This window comes from Bacillus sp. GMa5/1 (assembly GCF_050172015.1).
GTDB classification, from domain to species: domain Bacteria; phylum Bacillota; class Bacilli; order Bacillales; family Bacillaceae_G; genus Bacillus_A; species Bacillus_A cereus.
Genome location: NZ_JBNLYC010000103.1, coordinates 1 through 15,957 on the forward strand (window position 1 = coordinate 1; position 15,957 = coordinate 15,957).

Here is a 15,957-nt window from a genome sequence, read left to right on the forward strand (position 1 = left end):
ATAATAAATTTTCATTATGAACATTATTTATCTCGAACTCAAGATTTATTATAAGTTACTTATTTTTTATTGTCAATAAGTCCTTACTTTCATTTTTCTTGTTTTCACTTATGGTTCCCTACCTTAACAAACATTTTTTGTTCTTTCAAGTGAACGAGCACTTTTCATTACATGTGAAAACCTTTATAAACGCCTTTATCCCAGTGGATTACAATGATTTTTCAAGAAATTAAAGTAATAATATTCAGAAAATTAAAGAGTGTTTTTTCACACCTTATTTTCATTCCTTTACCCGATAAATTTTAAAAACTAAAAGCCATACAAATGTATGACTTTTAGCTTATTGACGTCTCAAATTTTGCTTTCTCTACATATACTTTACGAAATTTCATATAGCATCCAATACGCCAAGGTACTATATAACAAACCGCAAGAGTGTAGAAAAGAATGCCGATTGACTTTGGATCTAGACCTTGTAAATGTCTTCTAAAATAAGCACGTAAAAGAACGATAACTAAAAATGTAGCAATAAAAGCGATACTTTTTTTGCATAAATTTGACCATCTTCTCTGACTTCATACCCACTTAAAATAATAAGTGGAATTGACAATAACAGTCCGATCCCAGCAGCTATACCAATTTGCCAACCAGCAAGTTGTATAGCTGCTGCGTATAAAGAAAAACCTGGTAATAAGAAGAATAATGGCAATAGTAGTCGTCTTCCTTTATTATTAATTGGTCGATTCATAGAGCGCATGCGTCTAAATATAACGAGCCCTATGACGAGTAAAAAAATTGTAATACTGTACGAACCTTGCTGCAAGTGAATCTCTCCCCAAAAATAGTCATTTTCAAAAATACTCCCCTATTATACTCCTAATTTTTCCAAAAATATAATTATTCCTCTAAAAAATCTTACACATCAAATATACTTTTAGGTTTGATTTACTATAGGAAACAATTCCGAAAGAGGAACTACTCTCCCCACCTCGTCTTTAAACACAATATGCTCTCTAGTTAAATGGCGCGGGCTCTTCACTCCCGCCGCTGCCGCTAATGAAAATAAACTATATCTCATACTAATAATATAATTCATGACTCGCCACTTCTTCTCATACGGATCTAACGCTTTTTGATAATGCGGATTCGTCGTGGCTACACCAGATGGACATTGACCAGAATTACATTGAAGGGCCATAATACAGCCACTTGCCATCATAAACCCACGGGCTGAACTTACAGCATCCGCCCCAATCGCTAAAGCAATCGCCACTTTATCTGGTGTGATTAATTTACCCGATGCAAATACTTTAAACTTGTTACGGACACCATAATGGTTTGCTGTATCAATAAATGTAAGTAATGCTGGAATAAGCGGCAGTCCCATACAATCTGCCATCGATTTATACGTTGCCCCTGACCCGCCTTCTGAACCGTCGATTGTAATAAAATCTGGGTAAATGTTTAGTTCTTTCATTGTTTTTATTAAATCTTCCAAAGGCTCCTGCTGACCAATTACAATTTTCATTCCAACTGGTTTACCGCTGTTTTCTTGCAACTGTTGAATAAAACAAAGTGTATCCGCTGCATTCTTTAAAAATGAAAATCGATTCGGTGAATTAATCGTCTCTCCCTTTCGGACGTTGCGAACAAAAGCAATTTTCTCATTTACTTTTTGTCCCTCTAAATGACCACCACGTATTTTAGCACCTTGCCCAAATTTCAATTCGAATGCTCTAATATTACTTTCTTTCGCTTTCTCCATGAATTTTCCCATTGAAAAATTACCGTCTTCATCACGGTATCCAAATAACCCTGGACCAATTTGCGCAACGATATTCGCTCCTGTATGTAAATGTTCTGGAATAACGCCACCTTCACCCGTATTAATCCACGATCCGCCTGCCATTTTTGCTCCAAAACCACTCGCTAAAATATAATTTTCTCCAATCGCACCGTAAGAAGTCGCAGATGCACCAAACATGCCATGTAGCTTCCACGGATATTTACGGTTCTCACCGACTATAATTGCATCATCTTCTTCGTACAGCCAAAGATTCGTTGTATCCGCTGTCAATTTTTCTCTTCTTGAAAATAACCCTTCTTTATGAATCACGTACTTTTTACCTTCCCGCTCTTGCGTGAGATTCACACTTAATTCCTCAGTTAATATCGGAAATAATGTATTAGCAATATAATATCCAGAAGCTTCAAAATCTCGTTTTGATCCAAAACCAAGTATTTCAGAGCGATATTTCGCTAAAAACATAACACTTTGAAAATCATAACGTGAGAAAGGCTTTCCATCCGTATCATGATCAAACCAATATTGTCGAAATTCAGGCCCTATCTTTTCCAGTAAGTAGCGCATTCTTCCTAAGTACGGATGTAATTTTAAAATAGAATGGTATGTTCGTTTTTTTATAAAAAATGTAATGATAAAAAAGACGATTAAAAGCAACATTAAAAATAGTAATATACTAATAATAACGAGTAGCGTTTCACTCATCCCGCTTCCCCCTATGAAATTCCATAATAAAAGGAGAACACTCGATGTGCTCTCCTTTTATCTTTATTCATACTAACGTAGCAAGATGCTCTTTCGCGTCATATTCAACTAAACTTTCAGCGTGTTTAATTCGATGAACAAAGTCTGGATTAGCAATTAACGGTCTTCCGAATGCCGCTACATCAATCGTTCCTTCTTGCAACGCTTCTTCGGCCTCTTTCGGATTTAAATTACCAACCCCAACAATCGTACCATCCCAATATTTTCTTACTAGTTGATGAAAATTCTTTCCGTCAGCAATCTCTTGCGTATAATTCATCGTTGAAGGATGGATCATCGTTAACCCAACCTCTTTAAACATATTTATGAACGTTTCAATTGCAAACTCAGGGTTTTCCCACATATAAGTAGGATTATCACCTTTGAAAGCAGAGAAACGAAGAAGTGTTTTATTAGCTCCAACAGCTTCTATTACAGCCGCCGTTACTTCTTTCATAAACGTTAACCTTTGTTTTAAATCACCGCCATATTTATCTGTTCGCTTATTCGCAAACTCATACGTAAATTGATCGATTAAATATCCGTGTGCACCGTGAATTTCTACTCCATCAAATCCAGCTTCGATCGCATTTTTCGCAGCTTGTGCGTATTGACCGATCACTTCTTGTATTTCTTCTAACGTCATTGCTTCTGGCGTATCAAACGGTTTACGAAAGCGTGGAACATTCCCCTCTGCAGCGATAGCCGACGGTGCTTGTGGCATTTGACCACCAATTATTTCATGATGACTCATACGCCCAACATGCCATATTTGAGCAATAATCGTCCCGCCTTCTTTATGTACTGCCTCTGTAACAGGTTTCCAAGAATCGATTTGTTCTTGTGTATAAATACCTGGTACTCCTGGGTTTCCTTTTGCTCTCGGACTAATGACAATTCCTTCTGTAATAATTAGTCCTATTCCATCCGCAGCACGTTTTCTGTAGTACTCCACTACATCAGCACCAACTGCTCCAGTCTCATTATCTGCAAAGCATCTTGTCATCGGTGCCATCGCTATACGATTACGAAGAGACCAAGTTCCAACTTGAATTGGATCAAACAACTTTGTTTCTTCAACGTTTTCAAAAAATCCCCCAGCATTTACATTTGTTCCTTCATAAATACTCGCTGCTTTATTACTTGAACTTGTCATTTTTCTTCCCCCTAAAAAATCTTACTATAATCGCATCATACTTACTTTTAGATAGTAACGTCAATTTTTACGACTTTACAATAAAAAATTCGAATATCCAAAAAATAAAATGCTATAAATAATATTAAAAAGGTTTCCTTAGGAGGAAACCTTTTTTGTTGACCATATATGGCTGTCAATTCGTTTATCTCTTTAATAAAAAACACCTTATCAATAGAAGTGAAAATGGTTCAGTATTCTTCTAAAAATAATAACTTATATACCTAAAACAATGAAAGCCCTACCTCTCTTTCATCCTTACGGCTCCTCGTCCGTGCCAGTGTGAATCAGGATTGCAAAAATCAAGTAACTATTTTATCGAAGTATTCAATTAAACTTCGAACATTCATAAATGAAATTAAAAAATAAAAATGGATTTGATTGTAGTAATAACAATAGAGGTAATGCTCTAAAAGTGGTTTGAAAGAGTTGAATGTCTTTGAAATGATAAATTTTCTATAATTATGTTCCCAAAAAATTCAAGATCTTTTTTGGGATATAATACATTATTTGTAATGAACCTTAACAAAAGCTTTTTATCTGATTTTCTGTGATACCTTCAATTAATCCCAGTTCACTAATCAAAAATTCATATGCGTTATCTAACATCTTCTTTTCGCTTGCATTAAGTGCTTTTTCTTTCTGTATACGCATTAAATCACGCACAACTTCAGCACCTTCTTGCATTTTACCCGTCTTTATTTTATCAGTGTTCAATTTATACCTTTGTTTCCACGTAAGTAATCTATCTGATTCCCCATGTTGAAAAATATCCATTATGTGTGCTAATGCGGTTATATCCGTAACTGGTCGTATATTCGAATTCAATATTCTCCCTGCTGGAATCATTAGTTCCATATTACTAGCCGACATTTTTATAACATAATACTGTTGTTTTTCTCCTGAGATTTCCTTCTCTTCTATGGCTTTAATTATACCTGCTCCCTGCATTGGATAAACAATGTTATCGCCAATTTGAAACAAATAATCCACCTCCATATATGGTAACCTTCTCAAGCTTAACACACTTTTAGTTTTTTAGCAAAATTTTTATTTTATCATAAAATTATTTTACGAGTCAATACTTCAGAAGCAAGAAATTAAATTTACACAATACACTATAAAAATCGCAATTCCATTAACGGTTCCACACACATTCATTCTCCTTTAACACAAAAACACATCACTACATTTAAGTAGTGATGTGTTTTTGATAAGGCATAAATAAATATCTACTTTTCCGTCTATATACTAACCTGTTTGCTAACTGTTTCCCTCGCTAAAAGAAAACTCATAATCACTTGCGCTGCTACTCTACTCGTCATATCTCTGAAATCAAGAGTTGGATCAATCTCTACTATATCCATCCCTTGAACGAGCGATTCTTTACCAAGGAATTCAATCGCATCTAGTAAAGTCGTACTATCCATCCCACCAGGCCCAATTGCTGGACAACCTGGTGCAAACGCTTGGTCTAGCACATCCATATCAAGAGAAATATAAATAGAAGTCACACCTTGATTTCTTAATACTTCAATACTTTCCGTGATAATATCTTTTATTTCTCGCTCTCGTACGTCTTTCATTGTATACACTGTTACACCATGCTCTATTGCATATTCATGGTACGCACGTGCATTAGAAAAATTACGAATTCCAATTTGAACGAGTTGTTTTCCAGTAATGACATCATTTTCTAGTAAACTACGGAATGGTGTACCATTTGACGGGCCTCCATCATCTAAATTACGTAAATCATGATGAGCATCAAATTGAATAATTCCGACCTTTCCTTTACTGTTTGCAAAACCTGTTATACTCGGAAAACTAATCGAGTGGTCACCGCCAAGAACGATTGGTATCATGTTCGGGTTTACTTTCGTTACATGCCCAACTGTTTTCGCAATTCGTTTATGACTTTCTTTTATATCCGTCACATGCATCGTAATATCGCCGCAATCATATAAGACACTTTCTTTCATATCGTGTTCTTCTGTAATTGCATATGTGCTATATGCATCTAACATCGCACGAATTGTTTTTGGCGCAAAACTCGCTCCTGAATGACTAATAGACGGTTTAGAAAGGGGTGCTCCAATTAAGGCAGCACCGAATATTTCCACACCTTCCTCCCAATCTTTAATCATCTCACTCCATTTCGTCACTTCACGATCAATAAACTTTGCATTTTTCTTTAAATAGTGGCCGTGCTCCACGATTGTTCACCTCTTGTATATGCAATATTACCATTCTTCCATACTGTATTCACATGACTTACGCCGTAATGATACGGTACGTAAGCATAATTGTAAGCATCCCATAAAACTAAATCTGCCTTACGACCAACTCTAATTTTCCCAGCTACATCACCACGGTTAATGGCATATGATGAGTTAACCGTTACGGCATTCCAAACTTCTTCTGGTGTCATTTTCAATTTTAGCATCGCAATGCTCATAATAAGCTGAATATTTTCAGTTGGACAGCTACCTGGGTTAAAGTCTGTAGCTAACGCAACTGCAACACCTTCATCAATCATTTTACGTCCACGAGCAAAGCTTTCTTTATTTAAATAGAAAGTTGTTCCTGGTAATAAAGTTGCTACTGTATTAGAATTTGCAAGCATTTCAATTCCTTTATCAGAAGCACCAACTAAATGGTCCGCTGATGCTGCACCGATTTCTGCCGCTGCTTCCGCACCACCAAGAGGGTCGATTTCATCTGCATGAATTTTCACATCAAAGCCAAGCTCTTTCGCTTTTAATAAAAATTCTTTTGATTCTTCTACAGAGAACACACCTGTTTCACAGAAAATATCAACGAACTCCGCTAATTGCTTCTCTTTCATTTCTGGTAGTAGGTCTAACATCCATTGTAAAAATTCTTTCGATCTACCTTTATACTCTTTCGGAACTGCATGAGCACCTAAAAATGTTGAAACTAAATCGATCGGATGCTCTTTTTGTAATTGTGCTGTTGCCTCTAATTGTTTCCATTCCGTCTCATCATCTAATCCGTAACCACTCTTCGCTTCTACAGTAGTAACTCCGAAAGATAGCATACGGTCTAAATGGAATTTCGCTTTTTGAACAAGTTCTTCTTTCGACGCCTGTTTCGTTGCATTTACAGTTGAAAGTATGCCTCCGCCTTGTTCTAAAATTTCTAAGTACGGAACTCCTTGTAGTTTTAGTGCGATTTCATTTTCACGAGATCCACCAAATACAAGATGAGTATGCGGGTCAACGAGACCAGGAGAAACCATTTTCCCGCCGCAATCAATAACTTCTCTCGCTTGTAATCCTTTCGCTTCTTCCGCTGTTCCAACGAAAGTAATTACACCATTTTCAATTCCAACCGCACCGTTTTCGATAACAGGAAGCGTGTTCATCGCTTCCCGTCTTAACAAGCCATCTTCTTGATCCATTGTTAGTAATTGACCGATATTTATTAGTAAAGTGTCCAGCATGTTTTCTCCTCCTTATTTCATCATCGGAATGTTAACGCCTTTTTCTTTCGCAGTTTCCACAGCTAAGTCATACCCTGCATCCACGTGACGAACAACACCCATACCAGGGTCAGAAGTTAATACGCGCTCAATTCGTTTTGCTGCTGCTTCTGTTCCATCTGCAACGATAACCATTCCCGCATGAAGTGAATAACCCATACCAACGCCACCACCGTGGTGAACAGATACCCAGCTTGCACCGTTTACACTATTAATTAATGCATTTAAAATTGGCCAGTCAGCTACTGCATCACTACCATCTTTCATCGCTTCTGTTTCACGGTTTGGAGATGCTACTGATCCACAATCTAAATGGTCACGACCGATAACGATTGGTGCTGATAATTCACCATTTGCAACCATTTCATTAATGATGCGACCAAATTTCGCTCGCTCACCGTAACCAAGCCAACAAATACGTGATGGAAGCCCTTGGAATTCAACTTGTTGACGTGCCATACGAATCCAGTTACATAAATGTTCATTATCAGCGAACTCACGTAAAATTACTTCGTCTGTTTTATAAATATCTTCTGGATCACCAGAAAGTGCTACCCAGCGGAATGGTCCTTTTCCTTCGCAGAATAATGGACGGATAAATGCTGGAACGAATCCTGGGAAATCGAATGCATTTTTCAAACCTTCATCGAAAGCAACTTGGCGAATGTTATTTCCGTAATCAAATGTAATTGCGCCTTTTTCTTGCATAGCAAGCATTGCTTCCACATGTTTTGTCATACTTTCTTTTGATAATTGTACGTAGCGTTCTGGATCTTCTTCACGAAGTTTCGCTGCTTCTTCTAACGTGTAGCCTACTGGAATATAACCGTTTAATGGATCATGAGCAGATGTTTGATCTGTAACTAAGTCTGGTGTAATATTGCGCTTCACTAGTTCTGGTAAAATTTCTGCCGCATTTCCTAATAAACCAATAGAAATCGGTTCTTTCTTCTCTTTATACTCGTTCGCAACCGTTAACGCTTCTTCTAATGATTCTGTATACATATCACAGTATCTCTTTTCAATACGACGATCGATGCTGCGCTTATCAACATCAATAGCAATGACAACACCGCCGTTCATCGTTACAGCAAGAGGTTGTGCACCACCCATACCACCTAAACCAGCAGTAAGTGTTAATGTACCTTTTAATGAACCATCGAAATGTTGACGAGCTGCTTCACCAAATGTTTCATATGTTCCTTGTAGAATCCCTTGCGTTCCAATGTAAATCCAGCTACCAGCTGTCATTTGTCCGTACATCATAAGACCTTTTTTCTCTAGTTCTCGGAAGTGATCCCAGTTTGCCCATTTTGGTACTAAGTTTGAGTTCGCTAACAAAACGCGAGGTGCATCTTCATGTGATTTAAAAATGGCAACTGGCTTTCCTGATTGAACAAGTAACGTTTCATCGCTTTCTAACGTTTTTAATGAATCTACAATCGCCTGATAACTTTCCCAGTTACGAGCTGCACGGCCAATTCCGCCATATACAACTAATTCTTCTGGTTTTTCAGCAACTTCAGGATCTAAATTGTTCATTAACATACGAAGTGCAGCTTCTTGCACCCACCCTTTCGTTTGTAACTCTGCACCTCTTGGCGCGCGAATTGTTTGTTGTACTTTTTCCATTTCAATCTCTCCCTTTTCTCATTTTATAGTGCTGCGTTTACATCTAATCTTTCTTTTATCGAATAATTCGTTTTTAACCAATGCGCAATATTTTCAATATCTGTTGAGAATATACGGTCATTTTTAATAGATGGCACCTGCTGACGACCTTGATGGTAGAAGCTCTTCGTCACTGTACTCATGTTTTCAATTCCGCGATATTCTGCTGCTTGCATCGCACAAATCATCTCAATAGAAAGAACACGTCTTGCATTTTGAATAATCTGATGTGCATGGCGTGAAGCAATTGTTCCCATACTTACATGATCTTCTTGGTTAGCAGAAGACGGAATTGAATCTACACTCGCCGGATGTGCCAACGTTTTATTTTCAGAAACTAGTGACGCTGCAGCATATTGCATAATCATTGCACCAGACTGAAGTCCTGGTTCTGGACTTAAAAATGGTGGTAAATCATTTAATTGCGGATTCACTAAACGCTCAATACGGCGCTCCGAAATATTTGCAAGTTCTGCCATTCCTACTTTTAAGAAGTCCATCGCAAACGCAATCGGTTGACCATGGAAATTCCCGCCCGAAATTACTTTTTCCCCACCATCAAAGATAAGCGGATTATCTGTTGCTGCATTCATTTCAATTTCTAATTTTTCTTTCACATAATTTAAAACTTGCCAAGAAGCACCGTGTACTTGCGGGATACAGCGAAGTGAATAGGCATCCTGTACACGCAGTTCTCCTTGTTTTGTTGTTAATTTACTATCATGAAGAATGTCACGAATTCTGCTCGCTACTTCCACTTGCTCTTTATAACCACGTGCTTTATGAACATTTTCATCAAATGCATCAATAATGCCTTGTAACCCTTCAATTGTCATCGAAGCAATTAGTTCAGCTTGATACGCCGTTGCTTCCGCTTCTATATAAGAAAGAACTCCTTGTGCTGTCATCGCCTGCGTACCATTAATTAACGCAAGACCTTCTTTTGCTTCAAGTTCAATTGGCTCAAGCCCTTCTTCTGTAAGAGCAACCATTGCATGAACGCGTTTCCCCTTATAGAACACTTCACCTTCGCCTAATAATACGAGCGCAAGATGAGATAAAGGTGCTAAATCGCCACTTGCACCAAGTGAACCTTGTTGCGGAACGACTGGATGAATTTTACGGTTTACAAACTCAAGAAGCATATTTACAACAAGCGGCCTAACACCAGATACTCCTTTAAGCATCGTGTTCGCTCGTAAAATTAACATTCCACGCGATACTTCTTCCGGGAATGGATCACCAATCCCACATGCATGTGACTGAATTAAATTATGTTGAAGTGCCTTTACATCATCTTTTTGGATAAGCACATCACTAAACTTTCCAAATCCAGTTGTAATTCCGTAAACGACTTTTCCGTCCTCTACAATTTTCTCAACTACTTCGCGGCACTCCGCTACCTTTTGCATACTAGTTGGACAAGCTGTTACACCTTCTCCTTCCAGTAATAACCTCTTCATTTCTTCAACTGTCAATGTATGTCCTGTTAACGTAATCATCATTTTTCCTCCTTAAAAAGGCAAAAGGGGACCTTATCTTTTTAAGACAGACTTCTGTCCTAAAAAAGTAAGGCCCCCTTCTAACTAATAGACTATGGGCAAATCATATGTGATTAATTCCTAAACCAATCGCCTCATGCTCAGATCCTTTTACAGGTGCACCAATCGTTCCATATAATGCAACAGCAACCCATTCGCCTTCTTTTTTTCCGTCGTATGGTGTACCGCGCACAATCGCAAAACGAAGTCCTACTGTACGAAGAACGTCTGCTAACTGAATTTGACCTCTCGTCACTCCGTACAAAGCTTCCATAATTGCATGATAAAGTGCATGTGTTTCTCTGTAAACGTCTGTTTCAATAACTTGGTTGCTTTTAGCCGCTGTTTCCATTGCTGCGACAACCTTTTGCGAATTCATCGAACCCACTTTCCCCGTACAATACTTCCAACCTTTTGGAATGGATAATACAGGACTTTCATTCTCATCCGCAAGTGCCAACAGCATGGCCATACGACCAATTCGATGTGTTCCTTGAAGAAGCATGTGACTCTCTCATTTCTTTTGAATTATTTGAATATTACTTAATTTAAGAATATATGAAAACGTTTAAATCGTCAATAGTTTAAACTCACATTCAAACAATTTTTTCATCCCCTCCATTTGTGTACACAAATTATTTACACAATTTTTCCAAGCATGCTATAGTCTCCTCATTAACAGATGCAAAGGGGCGAGATTTCAGTGACAAAACGAAAAGATATTCATTTTCGAATTGAAGAGAAATTACTTAAAAGGTTTGAATCAGCACTCCATTACGAAGGTTTAAAGAAAACAGATGTATTAACACATGCAATCCAACAATTTTGCACAAAGGTGGAATGTGACAAAATGAATGATGTAAAACGTCAGTATAACGTTAGCAACCATTTACAAACACGCATCGACACACATACACATTACGAAGAAAAACACGTAGATTTAGATAAGATCGTCATTGAACATTTACAACTTCAAGGGGAAGAAAATATATTAGAGGTTGGGTGCGCTAGTGGAAAATTCCTTTCCCTTTTACAAACAAATGGTCATAAAGGCCCATTAACTGGGTTTGATCAATCCGAAGCTATGCTTGCTGAAGCTGCTAAAACAAATAACTTAATAGAATGGAAACGAGGGGATGCTAGTAAACTCCCTTTCGAAACAAATTGTTATGACCTAATAATTGCAAGACATATGTTATACCATGTGAAAGATGTTGAAAAAACAATTCAAGGATTCCATAAAGTAATTCGTCCTAGCGGAACACTTTTAGCTACAACAAATTCTAGCGTTACACTACCTCGTATAGTTGAAATGTGTAACCGTATGTTAGACGCATTTGATTTACCGAAAACAACATCATCAGTCACTCCATTTTGTTTAGAAAACGGTAAAGAGATATTACAATCTGTTTTTCCAACTGTTGAAGAAACAGTTATTCATAATGCTCTCGTTTTTCATCATGCTACTCCGATTGTAAACTATATTTCTAGCATGTTTCCGTCGCTAAATATACCTGATAATACATACCTTCACGCGGAAATGAAGGTATGGCTAAAAGAAGAAGTAGAAAATGAATTGTCACTTCATAACGGTATATGGCGTGACCCAAAAACGTTAGTAATTTATCGGTGTCAAAAAGAAAAAAGCTAGCATTTGCTAGCTTTTACACGTTTTCTCGTAAAAGTTTCTCCATTACTACATTACCTTTACCACAATAAAAATCTGTATTATGTTCGTCTGCCACTCCAAAATAAGAGGCAATTGCTATTCCAAATGGTACAAATGCATGCCCTTGTGCTGTAATGATATTTGAGTGTTGCACAACTTCTTCATACACGAAATTTTCTACTGGAAAACAATCAAATTTTTGATAATCTATAGTCGCAGTATAAGAAATCCCTTTAAATAACCCTGCTTTTGCTAGTGCATACGGTCCAGCACAAATTGCCGCCACTAATTTTTCTTGTTCATGAAATTGACGAATGATTGAAAAAAGAGGTTTTGCATCTTCCAACTGTCCTTCTTCTCCACCTGGAATAAGTATCCCCTCATACTCATCTACACGTACTTCACTTACTTCTATATGCGGCTGCACTTGCAATCCAGTTTCACTTATAACCAATTCTTTAGTTAAGCCCGCTGTAATGATTTCATATTTATTTTTCAGCAATGCCGTCGCTACTGTTATTTCAAACTCTGCAAATGTTGAGTATACAAATAAAAGTATTTTTTTCATAGCCCTCTCTCCTTTAACCAGTCCATAAAATATACCTCTAAATCGTCCACTGTTAATCTATTCGTGTCCACATAAGTTACAGGAAATTTTTTATACCAGTCTTTTTCAGTTTCTACTAATTTAAATTGCTCCTCAAACGTACTTCTGTTTCTTGTTCTATCATTATTTTTTCTATCATATACATTCTTTTTCGTAACATCTAAGTAAAAAATCACATCCGAACGGCATGCTCTTAATTTATATAATTCATCTTTCAATTCAGTTTCTATATCCCACTCTTCTCCTATAATCGTTGGATAAAAGAGTGTAAAGAACTCAATGTCTTCTGGTCCGCGATCAAAAATTACGACTGAATCTTTCACATTTTGAAACTCCTTTATTTTTGCTTCCATAAACATTTTTTGATTCATAATAAACCCTACTTTTGAATTCATATCTAAATTCAATTTTTTTCGCTTCTCTACAATTGGATATGGATTTTCATATATAACTCGAAACCCTCTCTTTTCTAACCTTTTTGCTAATGTTGTTTTTCCGCTAGCCATCGGCCCTTGCAGTGAAATTACGTATGCCACACCTCTCATTCCCTTACACTTTAGTACACCTATAATATACAGAATCTTGAAAACTCTCAACATTATATATATCATCTTGTTTCTTATTCATATCTAACTTATAATGAAAAATAGAGATTATGACGGACGCATCAATAATGTAAGCTTGGAAATCCAAGCTTACATTATTTTTTGCTTTCCCTTTTCTAATAAAAAGAGTATACTAGATTAGAACGTATGTTCTTAGTAATTACATACAGTAAGGAGATAGAACAATGGTATACGACACAAAAGCAATTTCTTGGAATGAATCTTTAAAACAACTTCAACGCCGCTATACAAACAAACAAGTTGACCGAAAAGAATTTGAGGATATTGAACTGATGGAATTCTTCCGCGATAACGACTACATTTCTTTACCTACACATATAAGCGGCCTATCAAAAACACGTTTTACTTCTTACTCTATTTTCACAACTGAAGATAAAGATCGTAAAATTGGCACACTTATTATTGAGTATGTTGAAGACGATAATAATAATTTATGTGTTGAACAACTATACTTCGTTTAAACTATAACGCTTGGTCAAAATGACCAAGCGTTCTTGCTTTCTATGAATCTCACTGTATATAATATGAATAAAAGAAAACCGCTATCATTAAGGGGGGATATGCGTGCTCGAAGGATGGTTCAGTTGGTTCATTGTATTATGGACGGTTATTTTATTAGGGCTTATGTCTATCGGTGGATACTTTATGTTCAGAAAATTTTTAAAACGTTTACCAAAAGAAGACGGCATGTCCATTTTGGATTGGGAAGAACACTACATAAATAAAACGAGACATTTATGGGCTGACGAACAAAAACAATTGTTAGAAGAGCTTGTAAGTCCTGTTCCAGAACTATTTCGTGATGTTGCAAAATCAAAGATTGCTGGCAAAATCGGGGAACTTGCATTACAAGAAAATGCCTCTCAAATTACACAAGACTTGATTATTAAGGGATATATCATTGCCACACCAAAGCGTGATCATAAATTTTTAATAAAAAAACTACAAGAAAAAAAGATTGATTATTCTAACTATCGATCTTTACTCGCAAAGTAACTTCATATTATTTTCGATAAAAAAGACAGCGCCTTTGACGCTGTCTTTTTATTTGGTACATATACAGTTTTTAAGTTAGCTTCATATCTTTTTCATTATAAAAACCATCTTCTTTTTCCATTTCCTTCTGTAATTTCGTAAAGGAACGATACATTGCAATTCTCCATGACACAATCATCGCAAACGCAAGTAAGAAGAACATGCCACTAAGTTGTCCTAAATCAAGAGATTGACTTAAGTAGGTTTTAAATACAATCCGCACTACAAGTAATCCAATTAATATGAAAACAAAGGCTTTTGAACGCTTCAAATAAATCTCTTGTCCTCTAATTTCAAATTTAGATGTTTTAATAAGAAAAATAGAGAAAATCAAACCGACACCAATTGCTTCTAACATTTCTGCTGGAGTTAATCGAAATTCAGGAAAAACATACATCAATGCACCCGTACTCATAAAAAATGGTGGAAGTATAATTTTTTTCAATGTTGCAGGTTTCTTAGCTGCTTTTAAACGAATAAACATCGCACCGACAGCCATACAAACAGCAACGATACTTGATAAAAGAACTATGTTCATATTTTCTCATCCTTTTTTGTGGCTATATGCAAAATATACTTTCATTATATGCTTTTCCGTTAGTATTTCCAACATTTTCGCAGAATAATACTAAAAACCAGTAAAACCACCAAATAAACTTGAGAAATATACGATAATTTTCGTCATCCAGTTAAAGTATAGGAAGACACCCATAACAATCATAATATATCCTCCGACTTTCATGAAGGCCATACTATTTCTTTTAATCCAAGACATTTTCGTAATAAAGAATGACAGTACGAAAAACGGGATTGCAAATCCAAGTATGTAAGCAATCATATATATCATTGCTGATTCTGGATTTGTTGCTGCTAATCCAATTACAGACACTAGAATTGGTCCGGTACATGGCGTCCACCCTGCTGCAAAAGCTAATCCGATTAGTACTGATCCAAAATAGCCACTTGGACGATTTTTAAATGTAAATTTACGGTCTTGCATTAAAAATTTCGGCTTAAACACCCCGACAATAATTAAGCCGAACACGATGATAAATATACCACCTAACTGTCTAATTAAATCTTTATAGTCAGTAAAGATTCCTCCAATAAAACTTGTACCAAATCCAATTGCAATAAATATAATTGAAAATCCAAGTAAGAAAAACGCTGTATGTATCATACTTCTTTTGCGAAGCATTGCATTTTCTTCTTTCAATTCAGAAACCGACATACCTGTTATGTACGATAAAAATGCCGGATAAAGCGGTAAGCAACATGGGGAAATAAATGATAAGAACCCGGCGCCAAACGCTAAAAAAATACTAATATCTTGCATCATTCCACTCCTCTCCCTAAATATTGTAACAAAAACACATAAAAATACTATGAACAATTCGTGAAATCACTTTTACAACGTGGCAATAAGAAAAACCGCACTTCCTCACAGTTTCTAATAAAACGTTTTCATTTCCTTCTATTATATAGAAAAAACCCAAATGGATTATAAAACTCCTTTAATTGTTATTACCATAACAAAGGTAACATAGTTTCTCAAATAAT

16 protein-coding genes and 1 pseudogene are annotated in these 15,957 nt (G+C 36.4%); 3 read left to right on the forward strand and 14 right to left on the reverse strand.

The window, feature by feature from the left end:
* Positions 1–434 precede the first annotated feature (434 nt).
* From ACQGSG_RS20065 to hutP, 9 genes and pseudogenes are all read right to left on the reverse strand, one after another.
* Positions 435–757: pseudogene (locus ACQGSG_RS20065) on the reverse strand (CcdC protein domain-containing protein); the annotation flags it as partial.
* Positions 758–934: 177 nt separating this feature from the next.
* Positions 935–2,509 carry an FMN-binding glutamate synthase family protein gene (locus tag ACQGSG_RS20070; RefSeq protein ID WP_098605099.1) on the reverse strand — a complete coding sequence of 525 codons (1,575 nt, stop codon included), beginning with the start codon at positions 2,507–2,509 and terminating at the stop codon, positions 935–937.
* A 67-nt stretch (positions 2,510–2,576) separates the two neighbouring features.
* Positions 2,577–3,704: an alkene reductase gene (locus tag ACQGSG_RS20075; protein WP_000204590.1), complete on the reverse strand. Its 1,128-nt coding sequence runs from the start codon at positions 3,702–3,704 to the stop codon at positions 2,577–2,579.
* Positions 3,705–4,265: 561 nt separating this feature from the next.
* Positions 4,266–4,727: a CarD family transcriptional regulator gene (locus ACQGSG_RS20080; protein ID WP_170317877.1), complete on the reverse strand. Its 462-nt coding sequence runs from the start codon at positions 4,725–4,727 to the stop codon at positions 4,266–4,268.
* Between the two features lie 260 nt (positions 4,728–4,987).
* On the reverse strand, positions 4,988–5,959 hold the full coding sequence (hutG, locus tag ACQGSG_RS20085; RefSeq protein WP_000399828.1) for a formimidoylglutamase: 972 nt from the start codon (positions 5,957–5,959) through the stop codon (positions 4,988–4,990).
* Complete coding sequence (gene hutI / locus ACQGSG_RS20090) at positions 5,938–7,209, reverse strand: imidazolonepropionase (protein ID WP_000887540.1); 1,272 nt, start codon at positions 7,207–7,209, stop codon at positions 5,938–5,940. Before hutI ends, hutG begins: the two co-directional genes overlap by 22 nt.
* Before the next feature lie 12 nt (positions 7,210–7,221).
* Positions 7,222–8,880, reverse strand: a complete 1,659-nt coding sequence (gene hutU, locus ACQGSG_RS20095; protein ID WP_098877470.1) for a urocanate hydratase — start codon at positions 8,878–8,880, stop codon at positions 7,222–7,224.
* 23 nt (positions 8,881–8,903) lie between these two features.
* Positions 8,904–10,421 carry a histidine ammonia-lyase gene (gene hutH / locus ACQGSG_RS20100; RefSeq protein ID WP_000631875.1) on the reverse strand — a complete coding sequence of 506 codons (1,518 nt, stop codon included), beginning with the start codon at positions 10,419–10,421 and terminating at the stop codon, positions 8,904–8,906.
* 103 nt (positions 10,422–10,524) lie between these two features.
* Positions 10,525–10,965 carry a hut operon transcriptional regulator HutP gene (hutP, locus tag ACQGSG_RS20105; RefSeq protein ID WP_000926516.1) on the reverse strand — a complete coding sequence of 147 codons (441 nt, stop codon included), beginning with the start codon at positions 10,963–10,965 and terminating at the stop codon, positions 10,525–10,527.
* Between the two features lie 198 nt (positions 10,966–11,163).
* Between hutP and ACQGSG_RS20110 the strand changes: the two genes are divergently transcribed.
* A complete protein-coding gene (locus ACQGSG_RS20110) occupies positions 11,164–12,111 on the forward strand; it encodes a class I SAM-dependent methyltransferase (RefSeq protein ID WP_142338744.1) in 948 nt (315 codons plus the stop codon).
* A gap of 13 nt (positions 12,112–12,124) precedes the next feature.
* Here the strand turns inward: ACQGSG_RS20110 and ACQGSG_RS20115 are convergent, their stop codons facing one another.
* Together ACQGSG_RS20115 and ACQGSG_RS20120 are read right to left on the reverse strand one after the other, a co-directional pair.
* Entirely contained in the window at positions 12,125–12,697 is a 573-nt protein-coding gene (locus ACQGSG_RS20115; protein ID WP_044584768.1) for a DJ-1/PfpI family protein, read from the reverse strand.
* Positions 12,694–13,281, reverse strand: a complete 588-nt coding sequence (locus ACQGSG_RS20120) for an AAA family ATPase (RefSeq protein WP_001986424.1) — start codon at positions 13,279–13,281, stop codon at positions 12,694–12,696. The genes ACQGSG_RS20115 and ACQGSG_RS20120 overlap by 4 nt, the downstream gene beginning before the upstream one ends.
* A 245-nt stretch (positions 13,282–13,526) precedes the next feature.
* On the opposite strand from ACQGSG_RS20120, the gene ACQGSG_RS20125 reads away from it, so the two are divergent.
* Positions 13,527–13,823: a hypothetical protein gene (locus tag ACQGSG_RS20125; RefSeq protein ID WP_098877472.1), complete on the forward strand. Its 297-nt coding sequence runs from the start codon at positions 13,527–13,529 to the stop codon at positions 13,821–13,823.
* A gap of 103 nt (positions 13,824–13,926) precedes the next feature.
* Positions 13,927–14,358: a DUF2621 domain-containing protein gene (locus tag ACQGSG_RS20130; protein ID WP_000889373.1), complete on the forward strand. Its 432-nt coding sequence runs from the start codon at positions 13,927–13,929 to the stop codon at positions 14,356–14,358.
* Positions 14,359–14,428: 70 nt separating this feature from the next.
* On the opposite strand, the gene ACQGSG_RS20135 is transcribed toward ACQGSG_RS20130, so the two are convergent.
* The 3 genes from ACQGSG_RS20135 to ACQGSG_RS20145 form a co-directional block, all read right to left on the reverse strand.
* Positions 14,429–14,935, reverse strand: a complete 507-nt coding sequence (locus tag ACQGSG_RS20135; RefSeq protein WP_001028440.1) for a CcdC family protein — start codon at positions 14,933–14,935, stop codon at positions 14,429–14,431.
* Between the two features lie 90 nt (positions 14,936–15,025).
* A complete protein-coding gene (ccdA, locus tag ACQGSG_RS20140) occupies positions 15,026–15,733 on the reverse strand; it encodes a cytochrome c-type biogenesis protein CcdA (protein WP_001152676.1) in 708 nt (235 codons plus the stop codon).
* A 16-nt stretch (positions 15,734–15,749) separates the two neighbouring features.
* Positions 15,750–15,899 (reverse strand): peptidase T, encoded by a 150-nt coding sequence (locus tag ACQGSG_RS20145; protein WP_071686460.1) that lies wholly within the window; start codon positions 15,897–15,899, stop codon positions 15,750–15,752.
* Between the last annotated feature and the right edge of the window lie 58 nt (positions 15,900–15,957).

Excerpts from the sequence above, each read along its gene's own strand:
- ACQGSG_RS20120 (WP_001986424.1), bottom strand. The coding sequence starts at position 13,281 with ATGAGAGGTGTGGCATACGTAATTTCACTGCAAGGGCCGATGGCTAGC.
- hutH (WP_000631875.1), bottom strand. The coding sequence starts at position 10,421 with ATGATTACGTTAACAGGACATACATTGACAGTTGAAGAAATGAAGAGG.
- ACQGSG_RS20135 (WP_001028440.1), bottom strand. The coding sequence starts at position 14,935 with ATGAACATAGTTCTTTTATCAAGTATCGTTGCTGTTTGTATGGCTGTC.
- ACQGSG_RS20070 (WP_098605099.1), bottom strand. The coding sequence starts at position 2,509 with ATGAGTGAAACGCTACTCGTTATTATTAGTATATTACTATTTTTAATG.
- ACQGSG_RS20115 (WP_044584768.1), bottom strand. The coding sequence starts at position 12,697 with ATGAAAAAAATACTTTTATTTGTATACTCAACATTTGCAGAGTTTGAA.
- ccdA (WP_001152676.1), bottom strand. The coding sequence starts at position 15,733 with ATGCAAGATATTAGTATTTTTTTAGCGTTTGGCGCCGGGTTCTTATCA.
- hutI (WP_000887540.1), bottom strand. The coding sequence starts at position 7,209 with ATGCTGGACACTTTACTAATAAATATCGGTCAATTACTAACAATGGAT.
- ACQGSG_RS20125 (WP_098877472.1), top strand. The coding sequence starts at position 13,527 with ATGGTATACGACACAAAAGCAATTTCTTGGAATGAATCTTTAAAACAA.
- ACQGSG_RS20075 (WP_000204590.1), bottom strand. The coding sequence starts at position 3,704 with ATGACAAGTTCAAGTAATAAAGCAGCGAGTATTTATGAAGGAACAAAT.
- hutP (WP_000926516.1), bottom strand. The coding sequence starts at position 10,965 with ATGCTTCTTCAAGGAACACATCGAATTGGTCGTATGGCCATGCTGTTG.
- hutU (WP_098877470.1), bottom strand. The coding sequence starts at position 8,880 with ATGGAAAAAGTACAACAAACAATTCGCGCGCCAAGAGGTGCAGAGTTA.